Origin of the sequence: Microcoleus sp. N9_B4 (assembly GCF_036701635.1) — a bacterium.
Taxonomy (GTDB): domain Bacteria; phylum Cyanobacteriota; class Cyanobacteriia; order Cyanobacteriales; family Microcoleaceae; genus Microcoleus.
Genome location: NZ_JAUBRC010000017.1, coordinates 72,241 through 94,874 on the forward strand (window position 1 = coordinate 72,241; position 22,634 = coordinate 94,874).

At 45.8% G+C, this 22,634-nt stretch carries 21 protein-coding genes and 1 other RNA gene; 11 read left to right on the forward strand and 11 right to left on the reverse strand.

All coding sequences use genetic code 11. From position 1 onward, the window contains the following. The first annotated feature begins 255 nt into the window (after window positions 1-255). On the forward strand, window positions 256-687 hold the full coding sequence (locus QUA43_RS13600) for an NfeD family protein (protein ID WP_333051437.1): 432 nt from the start codon (window positions 256-258) through the stop codon (window positions 685-687). A 161-nt stretch (window positions 688-848) separates the two neighbouring features. Then, window positions 849-1,817, forward strand: coding sequence for an SPFH domain-containing protein (locus tag QUA43_RS13605; protein ID WP_333374549.1), 969 nt, complete (start codon window positions 849-851; stop codon window positions 1,815-1,817). A 9-nt stretch (window positions 1,818-1,826) separates the two neighbouring features. Here QUA43_RS13605 and QUA43_RS13610 read toward each other — a convergent pair whose 3' ends face one another. Next, window positions 1,827-2,036: a hypothetical protein gene (locus QUA43_RS13610; protein WP_333374550.1), complete on the reverse strand. Its 210-nt coding sequence runs from the start codon at window positions 2,034-2,036 to the stop codon at window positions 1,827-1,829. 229 nt (window positions 2,037-2,265) lie between these two features. Next, window positions 2,266-3,978 (reverse strand): citramalate synthase, encoded by a 1,713-nt coding sequence (gene cimA, locus QUA43_RS13615; protein WP_445301969.1) that lies wholly within the window; start codon window positions 3,976-3,978, stop codon window positions 2,266-2,268. Between the two features lie 75 nt (window positions 3,979-4,053). Here cimA and QUA43_RS13620 point away from each other — a divergent pair, with 75 nt between their 5' ends. From QUA43_RS13620 to QUA43_RS13635, 4 genes are all read left to right on the forward strand, one after another. Beyond that, window positions 4,054-4,392, forward strand: a complete 339-nt coding sequence (locus QUA43_RS13620) for a 2Fe-2S iron-sulfur cluster-binding protein (RefSeq protein ID WP_333240989.1) — start codon at window positions 4,054-4,056, stop codon at window positions 4,390-4,392. A gap of 151 nt (window positions 4,393-4,543) precedes the next feature. Continuing rightward, entirely contained in the window at window positions 4,544-5,653 is a 1,110-nt protein-coding gene (gene thiO, locus QUA43_RS13625) for a glycine oxidase ThiO (protein ID WP_333374552.1), read from the forward strand. A 113-nt stretch (window positions 5,654-5,766) separates the two neighbouring features. Continuing rightward, window positions 5,767-5,973, forward strand: a complete 207-nt coding sequence (locus QUA43_RS13630) for a hypothetical protein (RefSeq protein WP_333374554.1) — start codon at window positions 5,767-5,769, stop codon at window positions 5,971-5,973. A 2-nt stretch (window positions 5,974-5,975) separates the two neighbouring features. Beyond that, window positions 5,976-6,242: a type II toxin-antitoxin system YafQ family toxin gene (locus QUA43_RS13635; RefSeq protein ID WP_333200466.1), complete on the forward strand. Its 267-nt coding sequence runs from the start codon at window positions 5,976-5,978 to the stop codon at window positions 6,240-6,242. Between the two features lie 101 nt (window positions 6,243-6,343). Here QUA43_RS13635 and QUA43_RS13640 read toward each other — a convergent pair whose 3' ends face one another. Together QUA43_RS13640 and QUA43_RS13645 are read right to left on the reverse strand one after the other, a co-directional pair. Further along, complete coding sequence (locus QUA43_RS13640; RefSeq protein ID WP_190734193.1) at window positions 6,344-6,811, reverse strand: hypothetical protein; 468 nt, start codon at window positions 6,809-6,811, stop codon at window positions 6,344-6,346. Between the two features lie 101 nt (window positions 6,812-6,912). Continuing rightward, a complete protein-coding gene (locus QUA43_RS13645) occupies window positions 6,913-7,197 on the reverse strand; it encodes a hypothetical protein (protein ID WP_333374556.1) in 285 nt (94 codons plus the stop codon). A 564-nt stretch (window positions 7,198-7,761) separates the two neighbouring features. On the opposite strand from QUA43_RS13645, the gene QUA43_RS13650 reads away from it, so the two are divergent. Beyond that, on the forward strand, window positions 7,762-8,877 hold the full coding sequence (locus tag QUA43_RS13650; protein ID WP_333374557.1) for a fatty acid desaturase: 1,116 nt from the start codon (window positions 7,762-7,764) through the stop codon (window positions 8,875-8,877). A gap of 313 nt (window positions 8,878-9,190) precedes the next feature. Here QUA43_RS13650 and QUA43_RS13655 read toward each other — a convergent pair whose 3' ends face one another. Beyond that, window positions 9,191-10,939: an ABC transporter ATP-binding protein gene (locus QUA43_RS13655; protein WP_333374625.1), complete on the reverse strand. Its 1,749-nt coding sequence runs from the start codon at window positions 10,937-10,939 to the stop codon at window positions 9,191-9,193. 533 nt (window positions 10,940-11,472) lie between these two features. On the opposite strand from QUA43_RS13655, the gene groL reads away from it, so the two are divergent. Then, the gene (gene groL, locus QUA43_RS13660) at window positions 11,473-13,164 is read left to right on the forward strand and encodes a chaperonin GroEL (RefSeq protein ID WP_333084624.1); all 1,692 of its coding nucleotides are present in this window, start codon (window positions 11,473-11,475) and stop codon (window positions 13,162-13,164) included. A gap of 430 nt (window positions 13,165-13,594) precedes the next feature. Here the strand turns inward: groL and QUA43_RS13665 are convergent, their stop codons facing one another. Continuing rightward, on the reverse strand, window positions 13,595-13,852 hold the full coding sequence (locus tag QUA43_RS13665; protein ID WP_050813024.1) for a DUF2811 domain-containing protein: 258 nt from the start codon (window positions 13,850-13,852) through the stop codon (window positions 13,595-13,597). Window positions 13,853-14,078: 226 nt separating this feature from the next. On the opposite strand from QUA43_RS13665, the gene QUA43_RS13670 reads away from it, so the two are divergent. Then, window positions 14,079-14,303 (forward strand): hypothetical protein, encoded by a 225-nt coding sequence (locus QUA43_RS13670; protein ID WP_333374559.1) that lies wholly within the window; start codon window positions 14,079-14,081, stop codon window positions 14,301-14,303. Between the two features lie 192 nt (window positions 14,304-14,495). Here the strand turns inward: QUA43_RS13670 and QUA43_RS13675 are convergent, their stop codons facing one another. Further along, window positions 14,496-16,004 carry a cryptochrome/photolyase family protein gene (locus QUA43_RS13675; RefSeq protein WP_333374560.1) on the reverse strand — a complete coding sequence of 503 codons (1,509 nt, stop codon included), beginning with the start codon at window positions 16,002-16,004 and terminating at the stop codon, window positions 14,496-14,498. 101 nt (window positions 16,005-16,105) lie between these two features. After that, window positions 16,106-16,681: a class I SAM-dependent methyltransferase gene (locus QUA43_RS13680; protein WP_333374561.1), complete on the reverse strand. Its 576-nt coding sequence runs from the start codon at window positions 16,679-16,681 to the stop codon at window positions 16,106-16,108. A 212-nt stretch (window positions 16,682-16,893) separates the two neighbouring features. Between QUA43_RS13680 and QUA43_RS13685 the strand changes: the two genes are divergently transcribed. After that, entirely contained in the window at window positions 16,894-17,178 is a 285-nt protein-coding gene (locus QUA43_RS13685) for a hypothetical protein (RefSeq protein ID WP_333374563.1), read from the forward strand. A 235-nt stretch (window positions 17,179-17,413) separates the two neighbouring features. Next, entirely contained in the window at window positions 17,414-19,459 is a 2,046-nt protein-coding gene (locus QUA43_RS13690; protein ID WP_333374564.1) for a sensor histidine kinase, read from the forward strand. Between the two features lie 32 nt (window positions 19,460-19,491). Here the strand turns inward: QUA43_RS13690 and QUA43_RS13695 are convergent, their stop codons facing one another. The 3 genes from QUA43_RS13695 to rnpB all read right to left on the reverse strand — a co-directional run bounded on the left by QUA43_RS13695 (window position 19,492) and on the right by rnpB (window position 22,280). Further along, window positions 19,492-20,757 (reverse strand): Gfo/Idh/MocA family oxidoreductase, encoded by a 1,266-nt coding sequence (locus QUA43_RS13695; RefSeq protein WP_333374565.1) that lies wholly within the window; start codon window positions 20,755-20,757, stop codon window positions 19,492-19,494. A 184-nt stretch (window positions 20,758-20,941) separates the two neighbouring features. Next, window positions 20,942-21,670, reverse strand: coding sequence for a ribonuclease III (gene rnc, locus QUA43_RS13700; protein WP_333374627.1), 729 nt, complete (start codon window positions 21,668-21,670; stop codon window positions 20,942-20,944). A 176-nt stretch (window positions 21,671-21,846) separates the two neighbouring features. Continuing rightward, window positions 21,847-22,280, reverse strand: an RNA gene (gene rnpB / locus QUA43_RS13705) — RNase P RNA component class A. Window positions 22,281-22,634: the final 354 nt, after the last annotated feature.

The following is a 22,634-nucleotide window of genomic DNA, read 5'->3' on the forward strand; positions in this document are numbered from 1 at the left end:
TTTAGCCCCTATCAATTTCTTAACTGCCTTTGGGCCCCTAGAAATTGTAGTTTCTGCCAGCCTGCACCGGCTTAAATTGTAATTTAAGTTACTTAACTCAGACTTGGAGTACGATGGAAGCCTCAACCTGGTACCGCTGCGCGAAAAATCGCTCTGAGGGGCTGCAAGTCGCAAACCCTTGCATAGTCAGTTGTTGGCAATTCTTAAATCTTAAATTTCCAATCTAAGATCTAAATAGTATCACCTATTCTTTTTATGATCTTGACTCCTACGCTCCTTTGGCTGATAGCTGGGTCTTTGCTCTGTTTGGCAGAGCTATTTCTCCCGACTGCTTTTGTCGCTTTTATGATGGGACTGAGCGCCTTCGCCGTAGCTGGATGCTCTCTAGTTCTACCTTACGTTAATTTACAAATTTTCCTGTGGATGGTGTTTTCGACAGTTTTTGTGCTGCTGTCTCGGCGGTTGATACCAAAAGGCACCGCAAGGGCGATCGCCGATTCTCAGGAAGCAAAAACTTTAACAGAAATTCCCCCCGGAGAAGCCGGCCGAGTCATTTATGAGGGGAATTCTTGGCAAGCTCGCTGCGAAGACACGAAGGCCACTATCCCCCCCAACCAAAACGTAATTGTCGTGGGACGAAAAGGCACTACTCTGATAGTTTTGCCCGAAAATCTCTTGCATTCTTAAACAAAATGCGTAATTAATCACAGACAATTAGTAGTCAGTAGTCAGTAGTCATTAGTCATTAGTCATTAGTCATTAGTCATTGGTTATTAGTCAATATTTAACAGTCAACAGTCAACAGTCAACAGTCAACAGTCAACACTCAATATTTATAGGAGGCGACCGTGGAACAATTTTTTTTACTTGTATTTTTAGCACTTGGCGGCTCAGCCCTCGCAGGTTCCGTCAAGATTATCAATCAGGGAAATGAAGCGCTGGTGGAAACTTTAGGTAAATACAGTGGCAGGAGACTGGAACCCGGTTTGAATTTTGTCAAGCCATTTCTCGATCGCGTCGTGTACGAGCAAACAATTCGGGAAAAAGTCTTAGATATTCCCCCGCAAGCTTGTATTACCCGCGACAACGTTTCCTTCACCGTTGATGCTGTGGTTTACTGGCGCATTGTAGACTTGGAAAAAGCTTGTTACAAAGTAGAAAATCTCCAGTCAGCAATGGTAAATATGGTGCTGACTCAAATTCGCGCCGAAATGGGTCAACTGGATCTCGAACAAACCTTTACTGCTCGTTCTCAAATTAATGAAATATTGCTCAGAGATTTAGATATTGTTACTGATCCTTGGGGAGTGAAAGTAACGCGGGTAGAATTGCGGGATATTATTCCTTCTAAAACTGTACAGGAATCGATGGAATTGCAGATGGCAGCCGATCGACGCAAGCGGGCGGCAATTCTGACATCCGAGGGCGAACGCGAGTCAGCAGTTAACAGCGCCAAAGGTAAAGCAGAAGCGCAAGTTTTGGATGCAGAAGCGCGCCAAAAAGCGACTATTTTGGAAGCGGAAGCTCAACAAAAGGCGATCGTCCTGAAAGCTCAAGCAGAACGCCAAAGTCAGGTTTTGAAAGCTCAAGCTACTTCCGAGGCCTTGCAAATAATCGGCAAAACTCTGCAAAATGACCCCAATGCTCGGGAAGCTTTACAATTTTTGTTAGCTCAAAACTATCTCGATATGGGCTTAAAAATTGGCAGCAGCGACAGCAGCAAGGTGATGTTTATGGACCCCCGCAGCATTCCCGCTACGATGGAGGGATTGCGATCGATCGTTGGGGAAGGTAATAATAATGAGGTGAAAAAGTAGGGGAGCATCTCATATTTGTAAAAACACTTCTTCTGGCTCCTTCCTTCTGGCTCTTTCCTCCTGCCTCGCAGCAAGAGAGCCTCCTGCCTCAAAACTCCAATTTCTAGCTTGGCTGCTTTCATTGAGATGCTCCCAAAAGTAGGGGAGCATCTCATATTTGTAAAAACACTTCTTCTGGCTCCTTCCTTCTGATATCGTTTCCGGTTGCATCGGAATCATAAAAGCGAGTCAACAGTTAACACTCAACTATTCAGTTTTTCGACCCCTCCTTCTACAGTCAACAGTCAACAGTCAACAGTCAACAATCACGGACGGTGTAACCGGAATTGATATGACTCTTTCCTCCTGCCTCAAAACTCCAATTTTGGGCTTGGCTGCTTTCATTGAGATGCTCCCCTTGGTATCTATTTAAACATCGATATTCAGGCAACTTCTCTTCGCCGTTAACCTAATAACTCGACACAGTTAAAACGATCGCCTCCCTATCTCCCAACACCAAACCATACTCCAAACCCTCAACAACCGCTTGATAAGAAGCATCCAAAATATTACCAGAAACCCCCACAGTCGTCCAGCGGTCTTGACCGTTGCTAAACTCAACCAACACGCGAGTTTTAGCAGAAGTTCCCGCACATCCGTCCAGAATTCGCACCTTATAATCTGTTAAGTTAAAATCAGTAATTGCCGGATAAAAATTCCGCAAAGCCTTCCGCAAAGCCGCATCAAGTGCCGAAACAGGCCCGTTTCCTTCCGCGCATTCCAGAATATCTTGACCGTTAACAGTCACTTTCACCGTTGCTAAAGAATTAACTGTTTCCTCCCTACCTTTATCGCAGTGAACTTGAAAACCTTTGATTTCAAATAAACGCTTACGCTTTCCCAAAGCCTCCCGCATTAACAATTCAAAAGAAGCCTCAGCACCTTCAAATTGATATCCCTGGCTTTCCAAATCTTTCAATTTTTCCAAAATTTGGCGGCAAGCAGGATTTTTGCGATCGAGATCCATGCCAAAAGTGCGCGCCTTCGCCAAAACATTGCTCAAACCAGCTTGATCGGAAATCACAATTCGCCGCCTGTTGCCAATTTTTTCCGGTTCTAAATGTTCGTAAGTTAACGGATTTTTCTCAACAGCCGATACATGAATTCCGCCTTTGTGAGCAAAAGCCGAAAGACCCACAAAAGGAGCATGATCATCGGGAGCAAGATTGACAATTTCACTAATCGATCGGCTAACCTGAGTTAATTTAACTAATTGCTCGTCTTGAATGCAATCATAACCCAACTTGATCTGAAAGTTAGGAATCAAAGAGCATAAATTAGCATTGCCGCAGCGTTCACCGTAACCGTTTATAGTTCCCTGTACCATCCTCACTCCTTCCCGTACAGCAGCCAAAGCATTAGCAACCGCAACTCCTGAGTCGTTGTGAGTGTGAACTCCCAGTTGAATTTGAGACTTTCTCCCCCCCTTAATAAGGGGGGGTTGGGGGGGGTGAATTTCCGATTCAGAAATATCCCAACTTTCTATTATTTCTGCCACCTCGCGAACAACCTGACTGACTTCGTGAGGCAAAGTACCGCCGTTAGTATCGCAAAGCACTAGCCATTCTGCACCGGCATCGGCGGCTACTTCTAAAGTTTTAATAGCATAATCTCGATTGTGTTTATAGCCGTCAAACCAGTGTTCGGCATCGTAAATAACGCGCCTTCCCTGACTCCGCAAATATTCAATTGTATCTCGAATCATCGCCAGATTTTCTTCTAGCGTCGTCTTCAAACTTTCAATAACGTGCAAATCCCACGACTTGCCAAACAGCGTCACCCAGCGAGTACCGGCGGACAAAATAGCCTGCAACATTTCATCATTAGCTGCCGTAGTTCCCGGCCGCCTAGTCGAACAAAAAGCTACAACTTCTGCTTGAGTTAGGGGCTGTTCTTTGAGACGCCAAAAAAATTGTACGTCTTTAGGATTTGCCCCCGGCCAGCCGCCTTCAATAAAGGGAATTCCTAAACTGTCTAACTGTCGAGCAATTCGCAGTTTGTCTTCGAGAGATAAGGAGAGTCCCTCGCACTGAGCACCGTCTCGCAGCGTGGTATCGTAGATCCAGAGCCGATTTGTCATGGGAAATTGCGATCGAGAAATTGGTAATATATCACTTACCATATTAGATGAATTTATTTGAATTTAATGCGATAATATATAGGAAAATTAACATAAATCTAACTGGGGTAAATTACTGTGGTCAAGGTACAAGCGCAAGGAAAAACATTTGAGTGCGATCGCGGAGCGAATCTCCGTGAAGTTTTGCTCAAAAACGGCATCGATCTCTACAACGGCAACGCCAAAGTCATCAACTGCCACGGGCTCGGCACTTGCGGCACCTGCGCCGTCACCGTCGAGGGTGAAGTTTCCGAGCCCCAGTGGCGCGAAAAAGCTCGACTTTCGGTTCCTCCCCATTCTCCCGCCTCCAACCGCCGCTTGTCCTGCCAAACCAAGGTTTTAGGCGATATTAAGGTGACAAAATATGACGGTTTCTGGGGTCAAGGTTCTGAAACTGTCTGGAACCCCCAAGGATAGATTTTTTGTTAAGAAAGGCTGATAGGACGATCGCCTTGCCAGATAATCTGTAAGACTTGCATAATAATTCTAACTGTAAGGTGTGCTTAGCGCACCTTACCCTAAAGAAAGCCGAGAGGTCAAACAAGCCAGAAAGTCCCTATAAAAGTTAATGAATTCATCTAAAGATATTCTGATTATTGGCGGCGGAATAATTGGTCTTTCGCTAGCAGTAGAACTGAAATTGCGAGGGGCATCTGTCGCGGTTCTCACCGCTGATTCTAAACAACCGACGACCCGGGCTGCCGCTGGAATGCTTGCCCCGCAAGCCGAACGAATTCCCCCCAGTCCGATGCTGGATTTGTGCTTGCAAAGCCGCGCACTGTATCCCGCCTGGGTGGAACAGCTAGAAGATATTACCGGATTGAAAACGGGATATTGGCGATCGGGAATTCTCGCACCAGTTTGTCAAAATGAGCCTCAAGAAAAGCCACTTTTGTCAAACCTTAATTATCAATGGTTGGACAGAGATGCTGTTCGCCAGCACCAGTTTGGATTAGGTCAAGAAGTAATTGGCGGTTGGTGGTATCCTGACGACGCTCAAGTTGACAACCGCGCTTTATTTCGGACGCTTCAGGCCGCAACTAAAGAATTGCAGATTGAGATTATTCAAGGCAATGCAGGGGAAATTATTCGGCAGGGAAACCGAGTTGTTGGAGTGGAAACAACGGCAGGAAAATTGCAAGCAGACCGTTATGTTTTGGCTGCGGGTCCTTGGTCTGAGCAGTTATTGAATGTTCCTGTTTTTCCAAGAAAGGGACAAATGCTGTCAGTATGTGTACCAGAAGATTGGGGAGTTATCCAGCCCCTGCAAACCGTTCTATTCGGGAGTGGCATTTATATTGTACCGCGTCAAGATGGCAGAATTATTATTGGTGCAACTAGCGAAAATGTGGATTTCATGCCGGGAAATACGCCTGCGGGAATCCAAACTTTGCTAGCAGGATCGATTAAGTTATATCCCGAATTACAAAATTATCCGATACTGGAGTTTTGGTGGGGATTTCGCCCTGCTACTCCTGATGAGTTGCCGATTTTGGGTGCTAGTGCTTGGGATAATTTGACCTGGGCTACGGGGCATTACCGCAATGGCATTTTGTTGGCTCCGGTGACTGCTAAATTGTTGGCGGATTTGATGGCGAATCAGAAATCAGATCCGTTATTGGCTGCTTTTCATTATTCGAGGTTTCCTGAATCTTGGAAGTTTGAAAATGGTAAATAGTGAGATTTTTTGCTTTTTTTAAGACGAGGCAGAGCCGGGGAACTAGAAACGACAGTCAACCAAAAGGATATTTTTTGCTATAATCTAATCAGCACAATAGGGTTTTGTAAGTTATGACTTTCAGTGATGTGGTCGAGACGATCAAGAATCTTTCTACTGACGAAAAGCAAGAGCTTCAACTGTTGTTGAAGCAATATCTCCGGGAAGAACGTCGCGAAGAGATGTATCAAAACTTTAAGTCAGCGCAGATTGAACAACAAAAAGGGGAACTGAATTTTTTTGCTAACATCAATGAACTCAGAGTAATGATAGAGGAATAATCGTGGAAGTCAGTTTCAGTTCTTCATTCAAGCGTGCTTTCAAAAAGCGGATCAAAGGCGATGCTGATTTGGAGGCTAGGTTTTGGCAAAAGCTGGAACAGTTCATCAGAGAGCCGTTTGAACCAAGCTTAAAAACTCATAAATTGTCCGGTAGGCTCAAGGAGTTTTGGAGCTTTAGCGTAGATTACGACGAAAGGGTACTTTTCTACTTTACAGAAGACGGAAAAGCCGTGTTTGTAGATTTGGGAAGTCATGATGAAGTATATTAATCGACAGAACAGTTGCTACAGTAATCTGTATCTGTAGGGGGCACAGTGCACACCTTACCGCTGGAAGCAGCGCGCCAAACCATTTTTTGGTAAGTCCTGAATTAGTTCGCATCCTGTTTTTTGGGTTGGTTTAATTCCCTGCATTTAGCAGCAGCCAAATCGTAAGCATTTTGGTAATCGCTACCGCCTAACATCAAATCGCCGTAATATTCATAAGGTTGATTGCCATAAATCGGCAGCGGGTCGTCTTCAGGATAATCTTCTTTTGATTCTTCTAGGATTGCTTTGAGTTTCTTGACGCTGAAGCGCTGGACTGGGAAGTAATGAATGTCTTGAGCGATGAAACCGAGATGGGGAAAGGTTGGGTCAACAATTCGCTCGTCTAGTTCAATCCAGCTATACTCGATGGGTTTATATGGCACTCCCGGCACAGCTAAAAAGCCTTGAACATAAATCGCGCCCTCGGTGGCTAATGCTGCTTTACAGGCGTTGTCAAAGCAGTTTTTACGGTTGCTTTTGATGCGAGCGGCCATTTCAATAGAAAGCGTCTCATCTAATAGTTCGGTCATAACCCATTTCTAGTCGCGTGTGCGATTAGATTGTAGCAAATCCGAGCTATCTCCGAGCACAAAAAACGCAGGCAATTGCGATCGTCCTTCAAATTCTCGTCTCAAGGAGTTGATCCAAAATCTTCTGCGGTTATGGATGTTGTGTCAGCTTTGGTTTCCGAGGCGGGCGGTTTGTCGATCGCCCCTATAGCCCGCCAATAAAACGTTTTCGCGTGTAGCCCAAATTTTGAGCGTGCGATCGAGTTGGGGTAGAACCCGCAACCGTAAAGTGTGGCACAGAGGATGCAAGCAAAAATAGCGGCATACATCACCGAATGCCGTGCAACCAACCAATGATATTCATGCCTTCCGGTGCAGCGATTTGTTCGGCTGTTGACAGGCTTCACAGTTTTTTCTGTAAACAAAGCACAGTTGTGATAACCTCATAAATGTGCAAAAATCGGTTCCAACAAAAAAACCTTTGGAAGAAACGGGGAAAGTCCGGCGTAAATCCGCCCCTGTCCCGCAAATGTGATGAGATTATACAGTCTCTACGGTTCCGCATCACTTGCAATTCCTAACTGAATTATCGCTAACAGATTATCTGTAACGACCGTCAAGAGAGCCATCCGCTAGCTCAATTTTGCTTCAAATCATTGCGACATACCATCCCACCCAAGAAATTATTCTGCTAACAAATGACGGTCAAATAGAAATCGATTTTCTGCAACAATTAGACATTACTCTTGCCGTTTGTTATGATTAAGAACGTCAAAGCTGGGATAAATTTCAGCTTGGCGAAACCACCAAAAGGATGAGCTAATGAACTAAATATTATCCGCAGTTTTGTAAAGTATGGGCAAAATTTTAACCGCAATTAACCCAATTACCTGCAATAAAACACAACCCAAAATAGCGAACCTCTCCTGATGCTAAGCTAAGCACTTATCCACACACCATAGATATACTGAATGAAAAACGCGATCAACAAGTCGGATTTTGTGCTAGCTCCTTATATGAAGAGCAACAATTTGACAGCTACTTGCCAAATACTCAATACAGTCATTCCTTATACATTATTATGGTTTTTAGCATTTAAAGCTGCTGCCATTTCTGTATTCTTGCTGCCGCCGATAATGGTGTTGATGACACTTTTTTCAGGACGTTGTTTTTCTTTGATGCACGATTGCGGGCACTATTCTCTTTTTAGTTCCAAAAAAGTCAATCGCCTTATGGGTTTTCTGCTAGGTATCATCAATGCGATTCCTCAGTACCCCTGGTCGAGGGGACACGCTTATCACCACAAACATAATGGTAATTGGGATATGTACCGAGGCCCTTCGGCGTTGATATCCACCGAAAAATTTGCGGCGCTAAGTCCATTTAGTCAAAAGATGTATCAGTTACTCAGACACCCATTGATGCTGTTTCCCGGTGGTTTTTTCTATCTAATTATTAAGCCCCGACTCGCGCTAATCTTGGGAATTACTGGTTTTATCAGACATATTTTTGCTTGTCTCAATCAAGATTTTGGCATGGGTTTATCTGCAATCATTGCTTCTTATAAATCCAAACATTGGTATACGACGGCTGAATTTTGGGATTTACTGTTCAACAATATTTGTGTTGTTGGTAGCTGGATTTATCTGAGCAACTTACTGGGGTTTGGCTTTTTCTGGAGTGTTTACTCAATTGTCATGACTTGTTCGGCGGCAATATTTATCTGTATTTTCTTTGTACAGCATAACTTTGAGGGTTCTTACGCCCACAAAACAGAGGGCTGGGACTATCTGCTGGGCGCAATAGAAGGCAGCAGTTATCTGAAATTACCAACTATTCTTAATTGGTTTTCGGCTGATATTGCTTACCACAATATTCATCATCTTTCTGAGCGAATACCTAACTATAATCTTCGGGCTTGTCACAATGCTAATATTCACCTGCTTGCTAATTCAAAATCCCTGACAATTCGCGATATTCCTGACTGCTTCCAATTCATTCTTTGGGATGCTGCTTCAGATAGTCTGCAATCGATTAAATTATTTCAACAACAAGAAGAAATTCCCTTGAGTAATGTAGCTAATTAAAATCGAGGGGCAATAAATTTGGTTGCTTCTTGCTCCCCAAAATCCTATGGTATCGTTTCCGGTTGCACCGGAATTATATATAGCAATCCTTGCAGGAGTTGTAAACTTTTTACCCCACCCCAACCCTCCCCTTGGTAAGGGGAGGGAGTAAGAAATTCACAAATGATTTAGGATTGCTATAGAGGACACGGCAGTGCCGTCTCCCTACCCGGATTAATTGTAGGGACACGGGACACTCGCGGTGTCGAAAGCTGTGGGTAATATTAATTCCGAGGCTACCGGATTTGGTATAACTCAAAGTATGGGTCACTGGTCAATGCAGCAATTCCTCTAATTTTTGCTGGTTCCACAAATACTGATAAAGCCCTGTTTGCCCTACCAATTCAACGTGACTGCCACTCTGAACTATTTCTCCTCTCTCCATCACAAAAATGCGATCGGCACTAGCCGCCGCCGACATTTGATGCGAGATAAAAATTACCGTTTTGCGATCGGTTCCCGTTGCCAAGTTTCGCAAAATGTCGGTAGCAGTTTGATTGTCAACGCTGGAAAGAGCGTCATCCAAAATTAACACCGGGGCGTCAACTAACAAAGCGCGAGCAAGTGCTGTCCGCTGGCGCTGTCCGCCGGATAAAGTAATGCCGCGCTCGCCGACAACTGTTTTGTACTGCTGCGGAAAGTTGAGGATTTCGGCGTGAATTTGCGCTTGTTTTGCTGCGGCTTCAATCTCCGGCTGTTCCGCTAAAGGGTTTCCGTAGCGGATGTTATTCTTGATGGTAGTGCCGAACAGAAAGCTTTCTTGCGGAACGTAGGCGATCGCCCCGCGCAATTCGGTCAATTTTACCTCGGTAATATCCTGTCCGTCTACAAATAACTGACCCGGAGCGATATCTAGCAAGCGTGGCAGCGCATTAGCTAAAGTTGATTTTCCCGATCCGATCGCCCCAACAATTGCGACAGTTTCTCCCGGTTTTATGGTAAAGTCAACATCTTTAAGCGCGGGTGTCTTAGCGCCCGGATACGTATAATTTAGATGGCGAGCCGCAATTTCGCCTTTGACTGGAGTTGCAAGTTCAACTGCATCGGGAGCATCCTTAATTTGCGGTTCCACAGTCAGAATTGATTCGATGCGATCGACACTCACTTCTCCCCGCTGGTAAGCAGTAATTGTGAAACCCAACAACGCCGTCGGAAACACCAAACGCTCGACATAAATCAGCAACGCCACAAAATCGCCAATGCTAATTTGGCCACTAGCAATTGCCCCGCCACCAGCAGAAAGCAGCACCAATAAACTAATGCTTGCCAAACCGCCCAGCAGTGGAAAAATAAAGTTTCTAGTTTTTGCTAATTCCAAATTTGCTGATAGCAACTTCGCATTGGAATTGCGAAAAGCTCGGCGTTCGTTTTCTTCTTGAGCGTAGATTTTAATTACGGACATCCCGCTCATATCTTCTTGAATTAAATCGCTCATCGCCGACAATTCCTCTTGCACGGCTAACTGTTGGATGCGAAGTTTGTCGCTAAATAACTGTACCAAAACCAGCATTAAAGGATAAACTGCGATCGCAAACAGCGTCAACCTTACATTAATCCCCAGCATCACCGGCAAACTCAAAGCATAAGCAAAAGCTGTATTCGCCAAACTGAGCACCGCAAACCCCACCAAGCGCCGAATATTGTCCAAATCGGAAGTAGCGCGGTTAATTAAATCTCCTACCGTATTGGCTGCAAAATAAGAGGGTTCTAATGTTAATAAATGATTAAATATTTGCTGTTTGAGGTCAAATTCGACTTGACGCCCGACGCCAAACAGCAAAATCCGCGACGCCATCCGAATCACCCACATGATTGAGGCGAGAATCAGAATTAGTGCCACGAAGTTGAAAACTTCGTCAAATTTTGTCGCCACTTGGAGAGTGTCAACTGAATTCCGAATCAGCAGGGGAATGTAAACGCCCACAGCATTGACAACTAATAGCGAAAAAATGCCCCAGAATGTTGGTTTCCAGTGCGGGCGCATATAAGATCCGAGTTTTTGCAGTCGAGAATAACGAGCCATAGGAAGAAGGAAGAAGGAAGAAGGAAGAAGGTTCGGCAGCGGATTTTGTAACGGATGTAACGGATGGATGCTGAAGGAAGAAGGAGTCTTCCCCAAGGTTTTCAGCAATTAAGAACGTCCTAATAGTCTTGGCGGTTGCTATAGAAGGTAGAAGTTTGAAAAAAGAATAGAAGCTCTATCGAAAGGTAGATGACCGAAAACACAAGTTAAGAAAATTTGAATAAAAATTCTGCTTGGGGATGACGCGCCATAAAAGTTGGGTTTGGGGCCGAGCCAAAACCCGATCGAGATGTAACAAACCATATTATATCTGCGGGACAGGATATCTGTGAGGACACGGCAGTGCCGTGCCCCTACCCGCTGTGGCCACACGGCATTGCCCTGTCCTTAGCCACCCGGAACGATCGCCCAAATCCCAATCCGCCCCCGCAATCCCGCCGAGCGTTGAGTCGCGCTACAATCAAAAATCGATCGACTTAGCACTCAGACTCAGAGAGTGCTAAATTTGCTAATGTAAGTGATTGGAGACAAACATGACCAAAATAGTTGCATTTAGCGACAAATCTCGGCGGGCACTAGAACGCGGCGTCAATCAACTCGCCGATGCTGTCCGCATCACCTTGGGCCCGAAAGGCCGGAATGTCCTATTGGAAAAGAAATACGGCGCTCCCCAAATCGTTAACGACGGTATCACCGTTGCTAGGGATATCGAGCTCGAAGACCCCCTGGAAAATGCTGGCGCTCGCTTAATTCAAGAAGTCGCCTCCAAAACTAAAGATATCGCAGGCGACGGCACAACAACCGCAACGGTTCTAGCTCAATCCCTCATTCGCGAAGGTTTGAAGAATGTCGCTGCAGGCGCAAACCCAGTCGCGCTGCGCCGGGGTATTGAAAAAACGATCGCCCACTTGGTGCTGGAAATCGAGAAATTGGCGAAACCCGTCGAAGGGGCTGCAATTGCTCAAGTCGCCACTGTCTCCGCCGGTAACGACGAAGAAGTCGGCGCCATGATTGCCCAAGCCATGGAAAAAGTCACGAAAGACGGCGTAATTACTGTTGAAGAGTCGAAATCTCTGACAACGGAATTGGAAGTGGTCGAAGGGATGCAGTACGATCGCGGATATCTTTCTCCGTATTTCGTCACTAACACCGATCGCATGGAAGTTGAGTACGAAAACGCTCGCATCCTGATTACCGACAAAAAAATTAGCTCGATTCAAGAACTAATTCCAGTTCTCGAAAAAATCGCCCGCACCGGTCAACCGCTGCTAATTATCGCCGAAGATATTGAAGGCGAAGCTTTGGCAACTCTGGTAGTCAACAAAGCCCGCGGCGTATTGAACATCGCAGCAACGAAATCTCCTGGTTTTGGTGAGCGGCGCAAAGCTATGCTTCAAGATATCGCCGTTCTCACTGGCGGTCAACTGATCTCCGAAGAAGTCGGACTCAGCATCGATACCGCAACCCTAGAAATGCTCGGTACCGCCCGCAAAATTACGATCGACAAAGAAAACACGATCGTTGTTGCTGGCGAAGAACACAAAGCTGACGTGCTAAAACGGATCGAGCAAATCCGCAAGCAGCTAGAAGCGACGGATTCCGACTACGACAAGGAAAAGCTAACCGAACGCATCGCCAAACTCGCCGGCGGCATCGCTGTAATTAAAGTCGGCGCAGCTACCGAAACCGAGCTCAAAGACCGTAAACTGCGTATTGAAGACGCTTTGAACGCTACTAAAGCTGCTGTGGAAGAAGGTATCGTTGCCGGCGGTGGCACGACGCTAATTCACCTGATTACAAAAATAGATGCGATCAGAAATACTTTAGACGCCGAAGAACAAGTAGGCGCTGACTTGGTGAAGAAAGCTTTGGAAGCACCTTTGCGTCAAATCGCTGATAATGCCGGCGTTGAAGGTTCGATCGTCATCGAACGAGTGCGGGCGAGCGAATTCAACATTGGCTACAACGCACTCACCGACGTGTACGAAGATATGATTGCCGCCGGGATTATTGACCCGGCTAAGGTGGTGCGATCGGCTTTGCAAAATGCCGGTTCCATCGCTGGTATGGTTTTGACCACTGAAGCTGTGATTGTCGAAAAACCCGAGAAGAAAAAAGCCGGCGGCGACATGGGCGACATGGGCGGCATGGGCGGCATGGGCGGCATGGGCGGCATGGGCGGCATGGGCGGCATGGGCGGCATGGGCGGCATGGGCATGATGTAGTCTTCAGCCATTAGTTTGTAGTGTGTAGACTGCGCCATAAGCACCATGCGTGTAAACAAGCGCGTCTTATGTACTACCCGTCTACTGTTTGACGATTAAGGCAGTTTATCCTCCCGGCATCCCCTGATTGTCCGGGGGGATTTTTTATTCTCTTGTAGGGGCAATCCCCCCGTGGTTGCCCCGATATTTGAAACACCGATTCCCTCGTCCGTGGAGGGGGTAGGCACGGGGGCACTACCCCTACAAAATCCCGATTTTCGTGAGAATGAAACCGCCCTGCTTCTTAAGGGAGATGCAATGGGGCTTGGCATTAAGCTATAGCGATAGTTCTCAGGGATTTTAAGCTTAAGTGGACACCTATGCAGTGCCCACCCTCTCGGTCAACTAAAATCCTTCCCAGAAACCGCGTCTCCCCCTCTCCCCTGATCCTTTAAGACGACGGAGTTACATTGTTGCTGTGCAAGTCTTGAGGAGATTGAAACAGAGTTTCGAGATAAACTCTCGCAGCTTGGCGATAACTGCGCGAAGCTTCAGGCGTACCGCTATCGGCATTCTGCAACAAAAACAGCGATAGGGCGGCGCAAAATACTCGGTCTAGATCCCATTCGGGATGGGTTTCCAGGTAAGTTTTGAGAGAATCGTGCAGCGTTTCGGGAATTTCAGCAAAAATACTGACTGTTGGGTTCATCATTTTTTTTAGTCTCGCTAATAAATTGAAAACAGAACCCCCCCTTCGGCCGGATACAGGTGCAGGGACGGCCGAAATCAGAGCGCTTTTTTTTAGGTCGGTCGCATCATTGTGCGCTATGAGGGGGTGGGTTTGTCAATGTTGCGAAATATTACAAACTCCTTTATATAAAAAAAAGGTTTACCAAAGAATGAGCTTTTTAGGGCATTTTTTGTTACATATCTTTATGTGCTGGGGGGTTTATGAGGAATTAGCCAGCAAGTTAAGGAAATCCCCAATTCCGCAGCAAGATGCTACCGTGCCGTTAATTTCTGTGGAAAACTTTGTCGGATCTGTGGAAAACCTCAGACTTGCCTGTGGAAACGCTGTGGAATGTTTAGGGAAAAGTCAGGGAAAAAATAAGAATTGCAAAGGGCATGGGGCATGGGCATGGGGCATGGGGCATTGTTGACTGTTGACTGTTGACTGTTGACTGTTGATTAATGTTAAGGGCATGGGGCATGGGGCATGGGGCATTGTTGACTGTTGACTGTTGACTGTTGACTGTTGATCAATGTTATTGGTTATTTGTTATTAGCCACTGCAAAGGATTAACAACTGACTACTGACTACTGACTACTGACTACTGACTACTGACTACTGACTAATGACTTCCTAAGTGCCACTCTGCTGCTTTTTGGTGGATGGTTGCCAATTCTGCCGGCGGCATTTTGTCGAGATTGGCTAAGATAAAGCTCATGCGACCGATCGACTGAAGTTTGTCCCGGTGGCGCGCTAGGAAATCCCAGTAGAAGAAGTTGAAGGGACAGGCATTTTCGCCCGATCGCACTGTGCGATCGAATTTGCACCCCCGACAATAATCACTCATTTTATTAATGTAATTGGCAGAAGCAGCATAGGGCTTCGAGGCCAACACACCGCCGTCAGCAAACAAACCCATGCCCAGCACATTAGTCTGCATTACCCAGTCATAGGCATCCACAAACGCACTGTGGAACCATTTTTCTAGCTCCTGGGGCGAGATTCCCGCAATTAGACCAAAATTGCTCAAAATCATCAACCGCTGGATATGGTGCGCGTAACCGCTGCCTTCGACTTGAGTTAAAACTTGGCACAAACAGTTCATATCTGTTTTACTAGCGTCCCAAAAAAACTCCGGCAGTGGCTGAGTGTGGTTGAACCAATTCTTTTCAAAATAATCAGCATCCACGTAAAAATACATACCGCGAATGTATTCTCGCCAGCCCAGAATTTGGCGGATAAAACCTTCGACGCCGTTTAAATTTAAGTTTTTTTCGAGGTAGGCTGTTTCGGCCGCTTGAATAACTTCTAAAGGATGCAGCAAGCCAATATTGAGATAAGGAGAAATTAGGGAATGCCACATTGTTTCCTCCCCCGTTACCATCGCGTCTTGATAAGGGCCAAAAGCGGGGAGACACTGTTCGATGAAATTATCTAATACTTGCAATGCTTGCTCTCGTGTAACCGCCCAGCGAAAAGGTTCAATACTTCCGTAAGTTGGGAAAGATAGAGATTTAACTTGTGCGATAACTTCTTGAGTTATGGCGTCCGGTTCAAACCAGAGAGGTTTCGGTGTATCCAGTTTTCCTTTTGGTGGCTGACGATTTTCTTTGTCAAAATTCCACTTCCCTCCCACAGGTTTATTGCTGCTATCTATTAAAACTTGAAAACGCTGGCGGCTGGCTCGATAGAAGTCTTCCATTAACAAACGTTTGCGGCTTGAAGCCCAATCTTTGAATTCTGTTTCTGTCCAGAGGAATTGATTGTTGGGAATTAGGGTTATTTTACAGGGGAGTTGCAAGTTTTGAACGAGCTGTAAGAAAGGTCGATCGTTCGGAGCCATCACCCGCACTTCAGTGATATTGTGAGCTTGTATCCAAGCTTTGAGAGGTGCTTCAAAGTCCTCCGCTTTTGTGTAAGTAACTTGCCATCCACCGCCGCGCAATTCTTTAGCGAAGTGCCGCATTGCCGACCAAATTAATACTAATTTTTGTTGGTGGTAGCGCCGCTGTTGAACGTGCTGCCAAGATTCAATTAAAATTATCGGTAGGGAGGATTTATCATCTGTGCGGTTGAGAGCAGCTTGGTTCTCCCACAGTTGATCGCCTAATATCCAAACGCCAACAGTCATTTTACTTTTTTAGTGAAACTTATTTTTTAGTTTTTATGAGGCCTGGATGTCTAGTCAAAAAACTTAATTTATTGACAAATCACAACTCATAACTTTTCAGGTTATCCTGAAAACTTACTAGAGCATAACATTGATTTCCAAAGATAGGGACACCGACCAGCAAATTTAAATTTTATGTCGGTGTATCCTTCAGATGTTAATAACTTGGTCAGCGTCTCTACTGAAAAAAATTTAATGTGTCCGTTATCCCAAAGAACGGTAAAATGTTGATCTAGTTTGCCAGAAGCCGCTAAAACCAGATTTTTTAAATAGCCGTGATAGGGTGTGGAAATAATTAGTCTTCCTCCTGGCTTGAGGCATCTTTTTGCAGTTTTTGCTAGTTCTTTAGGATAAAGCAAGTGTTCGATTACTTCAATAGCTAAGACAACATCAAATGAGTTCAGAATATCGATATCTGGAAGGTCGTAAATATCTGCTTCGATAAACTGACAATCGGGGAAACTTTGACGGGAGATGGCAATTCCGGGGGCAGAAGTGTCAACGCCGACAACTTCGCAGCCGTGCTCTGCGATAACGTGACTGAGGCTGCCATTGCCGCAGCCGAGATCCAAAACTCGGAGTTTTGTCTTGCTGGTCTGCTGAAGTGTCGCCAGCATTTCTAAAAGGGGAGATATCAAATATGCGTGATGATATCTCGGACGGTTGTTTGTGTAATAATACGTATAATTGCTAAAGTTTTTTTTCATCGATTAAGCTATGGAGATTATTGCCGAGACCGCGAATTTACGGATCGTGGGTGCACTGTTTGGGCCAAGGTTGCCCACATTAGGGTTGTCAGAGTTGATCGGCAGCTCGATCGTCTCATTCTTTTTGTTTGACCGGTGAATTATTGTCACTGAATCAATCGGATGGCAAAAGAAATCTTTCACAGGATGCCAAATCTCGCATCGCCCATCTCTGGCCCATCTCTCGAAGGCATTGGGAAGAAAAAGTCCGATCGAGCAAGAATTATCTCTGTACACTAGCCGGAAACCGAACTTTTTGCCTGTTAATTTGGGGTGAAGGCATCTATGCGATTCTAGCTTCAAGCAACTGCGGTATGTCCACCCGACGCTTTTTCCAGCCGGAAAAATGTGCCCTGGGGCGATCGGGTGTCACTCGCTCCGAGAATTGAGAAGGGAAGTGTGATCGAAATCACAGGCATTTGCCCAACAAATTGCTGAGCATCTTTTAGTCCACACACTTAGAATCGAGATTACTACAGTGGCTTCTATAATTGTGTTTAAATGTTGTTCTGAAGCTGTGTTGTCCAGTCAGCAGAGCCCCCTAGACAGATTCATGCTTTCGGTCTGGTTTATTTCACTGTAATGGTCGCTGTTGGGTGTTGCACCTTAATTTAGATATTTCCTATGGTTAAGTTAGGTCAATCCTCCTTTCGCCGTATTTTACTGTCGCGGATTTTGTTGCTCAGCGTACCTGTTCTACTGGTGGGGGAGTATGTTACCTATCGCAAGGCACGCTCGACGCTTCTGGAAACTGCTCGTCAAAACTTGACAGAAAGTGCAGTCAGAAAAGCAGAAACTATTGAACAGTGGGCGAAATCGCTGAAGTCGAATCTGATCGGCGCTTCGGAAAGCTCGATGTTGCAGTCGGTAGATCCGAAGGATTATCAAAAGTTTATCGCCCAATTAGGGCAGCGGTTGCCAGCGCAGGTTGATTGCTTGCAATTGACTAATTTAAAGACAAATCAAGTGATAGCAAGCACTTGCGGGCAGCAGCCGATTCAGTCGTTGCCGGCAAAATTTTGGCCACCCGTACAGCAGCAGCAAACGCTGCTGGACGACAAGAGCGTTTACATCAGTCTGTCCTTACCTCCGCAGCGACAGGGGACAGCAAACGATCAGAAGGCGGCTTTGGGGGCTGAGGATTTTCCCGCTGCGGGTAAAGAAGGCTCCGATAGCCAAGCGAGTTTGGTGTTGAGCGCTCCTGTTTACATTCGTCGGGGCAATACCCTGCAGTTGAGTTATGCTTTGAGTTTGCAGTCGGCATTGCCTGTGCAAACCAGCGCTCCCAAGGGTTCTTTAGCCGGCTATACGGTGGCGATCGACCAAGATGGGACGATTTTGGCGCACCCGAATATCAATCGCGTGGGCCGCAATATTGACCAAGAGGCAGATGCCGCTCGACTAAAAAGTATTGTCAGAAGGGCGATCGCAGGCGGAACAGCTTTTCTCCACCTATTTTCCTTTGAAAGAAATGGTGTAGAGTTGCTAGCAGGATACGCCGCAATCCCGAGTCCTTCAACTACACAGGAGAACAGCAAGTGGATTATTTTAGCTGTCTCTCGTTTAGATTACGCTCTGTCGGGTTTGGAAGAAATTCAGCAAGTTTTATTTAATTTAATTGTAGGTTTGGTTGCTGCTAGTATCATCGCGACTTTATATCTGTCTCGCGACTTGGCGCGTCCTGTGGAAAAACTGAGAGACTACGCGATGAAAGTAGATACGGAAGCGTCGCAGACAGTTCCCCAAGATTTCCAAATTAGGGAATTTAATCAACTATCAGAAGCACTCAACAGCATGGTGCAGCGCCTCAGATCCTGGGCCAGAGAATTGGAAGTCGCAACCAAAGAAGCGCAAGTTGCCAATCAATTAAAAAATGAATTTTTGGGGAATATTTCTCACGAATTGAGAACGCCGCTCAACGGGATTATTGGTTTTATTCAAATTGTGCGGGACGGCTACTGCGATGACCGAGATGAAGAAATGGAATTTTTACAGCGGGCCCACGACTCGTCCATGCAATTGCTTAATATTATTAATGATATTTTGGACATTGCTAAAATAGAATCCGGCACCTTCTCCATGATGTTAGAAGTAGTTGATATTACTCAGGTACTGGAAGACGCGATTGATTTGCAATCGGCTCAAATTGAGGAAAAAGGCTTGAAGTTAAGTTTGCCAGCTCCTCACGATCCGATTATTGTTCATGCCGATCCAGAGAAGCTCAAACAGGTGTTTTTAAATGTTTTGAGCAATGCCGTTAAGTTTACAGAGTCGGGCAGCATTAGTATATCTGTGCGGCTAGAATCGAGAACTAATTCTGGTAGTTTTAACGGCAGTGGGGAAAGTACGACTGGCACCAGCGGTCAAAGCGATTGGGTGGTGGTGACAATTAAAGATACGGGAATTGGTATCGATCCCGAGCACCAGCAGAAATTGTTTCAACCTTTTGTGATGGCTGATGGTTCTACAACTCGCAAGTTTGGCGGTAACGGTTTGGGCTTGGCTATCTCGCGAAGGATAATGGAATCTATGATCGGAAGCATTACCCTGCACAGCGCGGGCGTGAATCAAGGTACTACGGTGATGATTTCTTTGCCTGTCAATCAGCCGTCAAGTTTTTATTTTCACAGCCCGGACTTAGTAACGGAAAAGGGAAATTTCAAAAGTTGAGGAGTGATTTTCCCAATCTCAAATCTCAAATCTCAAATCTCAAATGGTATTAGGGGCTGTCCGCCGAGTTCGAGGGATTTGCTCAAAGTGCTGAGAATGCGGATTAATTCGACGGAGGCCGCGCCCGAAGAGGTAGGACAGGCGGTATTAGTTTGCACGCAGTTGAGGAAGCGATCGCACACTCTCATCAGCGGTTCTACTTGTTCTAAACTCAACACTTCGCGGTGTCTGATGCTTGTTGGCTGCGGCGCGATGATCGCACTTTCAAAAGAGTTATTCTCTTCGCCCCCGCAATCTGAATGGCCGCGCTGCACAATCAGCGGAGTTTCTGGCGACATTTCGTCAAAAATCAAGGTTCCCAAACTGCCAACAACTGTTAAGCGCCGTTGTTTGTCGGGATTTAGCCAGCACAGGTGAATAAATGCTTGAAATCCGTCGGGATAGGTGAGCGTTACCCAAACTAAATCTGCTAGTTTTTCTGCAGGATTAGTAGTCAGCAGTGAAGGAGAAAATTGATTTTCAATTTCTGCTGCTTCTTGATTTATTCCTTCTTCCTTCTTCCCTCTTCCTTCTTCCTTCTTCCCTCTTCCTTCTTCCTTCTTCCCTCTTCCTTCTTCCTTCTTCCTTCCTCCTTCTTCCTTCTTCCCTCTTCCTTCTTCCTTCTTCCCTCTTCCTTCTTCCTTCTTCCTTCCTCCTTCTTCCTTCGGAAAAACAGTGCCGATCGCCCTTACTTCAATTGGCGTTTGTTCCAGCCAAGTATTGAAAATAGCGATATCGTGAATAGCCAAGTCCCAAAGGGCATCAACGTCATGGCGAACCGGTTCAAAATGGGTGCGCTGGGCGTAACCGTAGCGCAATTTTCCGAGTTGATGCTGTTGAATAATTCTTTGGCCTCGATCGACTGCTGGATGAAACAGATAAGTGTGGTCAACGAAGAGTTGCCGCTGCTGTTTTTCGGCTAATTGACAGAGTTCTATTGCTTCAGTCAGGTTGAGGGCGAGGGGTTTTTCTGCTAAGACGTGGTAGCCTTGTTTCAGCGCTGCTGCTGCGAGGGTGTAGTGTGTGGAAGCTGGAGTAGCGATCGCCACAGCTTGCAGTCTCGGCAAGGCTTGCACTTGAGACCAATCGGTAGCTAGAATCACCGAGGCATCAAGATTAAACTGTTTTTGAACGGCCTCCAATGAATCTCGATTCGGGTCTACCACCGCTAAAACTTCGCTGTTGGGATGTTCGATAAAGTTGCGAATTAAGTTAACTCCCCAGCGGCCTGCACCCAATACAGCTATTCCGATTTTCATTAATTATAATTTCAAAAATCGCACAGCAATTATAGCATATTTTGTGATTATTATCTATGTTTTAACTCAAAAAAATCACTGTTGACTGTTGACTGTTGGCAGTAGTTATTGGTTATTTGTTATTGGTTATTGGTAGCAGCTAACAAATAACCAATAACTGATAACACCAGTCAACAGTCAACAGTCAACAGTCAACAGTCAACTGACTACCAACTAATTTATTGAAAGCTGCCTGAGCCGCTGCTTGTTCGGCCGCTTTGATCGATCGACCTTTTCCCTCTGCTACCAACTTTCCCTGAATGAGAACTTCTGCGGTAAAACGATCCTCCCCGCCCTGCACTGTCCCGGTTTCTTGCACGCTATATTTGGGCAAAGTTTTGTATTTGCCTTGAGTCAACTCTTGGAGAGCAGCTTTGTAGTTTTGGCGGGCAGGATCGCTGCGGATTTCTGTCGCTAAGCGTTGAAAGTGAGAATCTAGCCAAGGGCGAATTAATTCTAAGCTCTGGGTACTCAAATAAAGCGCAGCCAGTACCGCTTCCAAAGCATCGGCTAGCCGGGGTTCAGCGCCTGTTTTGTCCGAGGCGGCGCTGCTGGAAACAATTAAATAGCGATCGAACCCGTAACTTTCAGCGATTTTAGCAAGAATGCGATCGCTCACCAAGATCGATCGAATAGCAGCAAATTCCCCCACTGTACAGTCAGGATAAATCTCAAACAACAATTCCGACGCAGCCAGCCGCACAACTGCATCGCCGACAAACTCTAGTTGCTCGTAATTTGCCTTAGCTGACGCGCTCGCATGAGTCAAAGCTAAATCGAGGAGATGCCATTTTATCGAAGCATCCTTCGTCAGTCCCAATTTTTGAATTAATGTTTCAAGTTGCTTTTGGCGACCCGGATAAATCAGATTCATACGGAATGGGGAATTGGGCATGGGGCATGGGGCATTGGGCATGGGGCATTGGGCATGGGGCATTGGGAATGTATCTGGTGTATCTCACCTTATTCTAAAAATATCTAAAAATTCTCTGACTCTCCCACTCTCCCACTCTCCCCCTCCCCCACTCTCCCAGTCGGGGATTTTGGGGGGGAAAAAGTCGGACATAAGCCGGGTTCTGTTCTCTCAACTGCAAGCAGTTTTCGAGGGCAGTTATCTATCTGGGACGCCTGTTACCAGACGCCTCAAGCAGTACCAAAAAACGGAACTGGTAAAAAACCAACCATAGTCCCTCCGACCTTGCTCCCAACTGGGGTTTACCGAGCCAGCACCTCTCGATGCTGCTGGTGCGCTCTTACCGCACCTTTGCACCCTTACCAAATTAGTTGTTGCTTCCCAGTCAAAAATCCTCAGTTACTTACTAATGACCAATGACTGCTGACTAATGACTAATTGGCGGTATCTTTCTGTGGCACTATCCTCACGATCGCTCGCACTGGGCGTTACCCAGCAAGTTTGGTTTTTCGGGAGCCCGGACTTTCCTCAGACAAGCTTTCACTCATCCGCAACCGCCTGCGCCTACTTTTTCCCCAGATTTATTGTACGCGATCGTTCGTCAATCAATTTGGGATTTGAGATTGAATATTTTAACTTGTCGCCCACTTAACTTGGACATTTGTGTTTATTCTCACATCTGGCACTATTGTCAATAAGCTTTTTATGAACAGGACAAGATGCCTGTTCCACAATCAAGTTTATTTTTTGTGGAACAGGCATCTTGCCTGTTAAGCGAGAATGTTGCAACATCTCAGTTTATTCAAACTCTTGTACGGTGGGCCCGAAAGCCCGCCCAACAATTAAATTTCCCTGCAACTCCCTTAAAATCACTCACGGATGAATCAGGGGGCACAAAAGTTGGCAATTATCATCCAAGGATTTA

What these genes read in the sequence shown, in the direction of transcription:
- QUA43_RS13600 (WP_333051437.1), top strand. Translation starts at nt 256, where the DNA reads ATGATCTTGACTCCTACGCTCCTTTGGCTGATAGCTGGGTCTTTGCTC.
- QUA43_RS13610 (WP_333374550.1), bottom strand. Translation starts at nt 2,036, where the DNA reads ATGATTCCGATGCAACCGGAAACGATATCAGAAGGAAGGAGCCAGAAG.
- cimA (WP_445301969.1), bottom strand. Translation starts at nt 3,978, where the DNA reads ATGGTAAGTGATATATTACCAATTTCTCGATCGCAATTTCCCATGACA.
- thiO (WP_333374552.1), top strand. Translation starts at nt 4,544, where the DNA reads ATGAATTCATCTAAAGATATTCTGATTATTGGCGGCGGAATAATTGGT.
- QUA43_RS13630 (WP_333374554.1), top strand. Translation starts at nt 5,767, where the DNA reads ATGACTTTCAGTGATGTGGTCGAGACGATCAAGAATCTTTCTACTGAC.
- QUA43_RS13640 (WP_190734193.1), bottom strand. Translation starts at nt 6,811, where the DNA reads ATGACCGAACTATTAGATGAGACGCTTTCTATTGAAATGGCCGCTCGC.
- QUA43_RS13650 (WP_333374557.1), top strand. Translation starts at nt 7,762, where the DNA reads ATGAAAAACGCGATCAACAAGTCGGATTTTGTGCTAGCTCCTTATATG.
- QUA43_RS13655 (WP_333374625.1), bottom strand. Translation starts at nt 10,939, where the DNA reads ATGGCTCGTTATTCTCGACTGCAAAAACTCGGATCTTATATGCGCCCG.
- groL (WP_333084624.1), top strand. Translation starts at nt 11,473, where the DNA reads ATGACCAAAATAGTTGCATTTAGCGACAAATCTCGGCGGGCACTAGAA.
- QUA43_RS13665 (WP_050813024.1), bottom strand. Translation starts at nt 13,852, where the DNA reads ATGAACCCAACAGTCAGTATTTTTGCTGAAATTCCCGAAACGCTGCAC.
- QUA43_RS13670 (WP_333374559.1), top strand. Translation starts at nt 14,079, where the DNA reads ATGTGCTGGGGGGTTTATGAGGAATTAGCCAGCAAGTTAAGGAAATCC.
- QUA43_RS13675 (WP_333374560.1), bottom strand. Translation starts at nt 16,004, where the DNA reads ATGACTGTTGGCGTTTGGATATTAGGCGATCAACTGTGGGAGAACCAA.
- QUA43_RS13690 (WP_333374564.1), top strand. Translation starts at nt 17,414, where the DNA reads ATGGTTAAGTTAGGTCAATCCTCCTTTCGCCGTATTTTACTGTCGCGG.
- QUA43_RS13695 (WP_333374565.1), bottom strand. Translation starts at nt 20,757, where the DNA reads ATGAAAATCGGAATAGCTGTATTGGGTGCAGGCCGCTGGGGAGTTAAC.
- rnc (WP_333374627.1), bottom strand. Translation starts at nt 21,670, where the DNA reads ATGAATCTGATTTATCCGGGTCGCCAAAAGCAACTTGAAACATTAATT.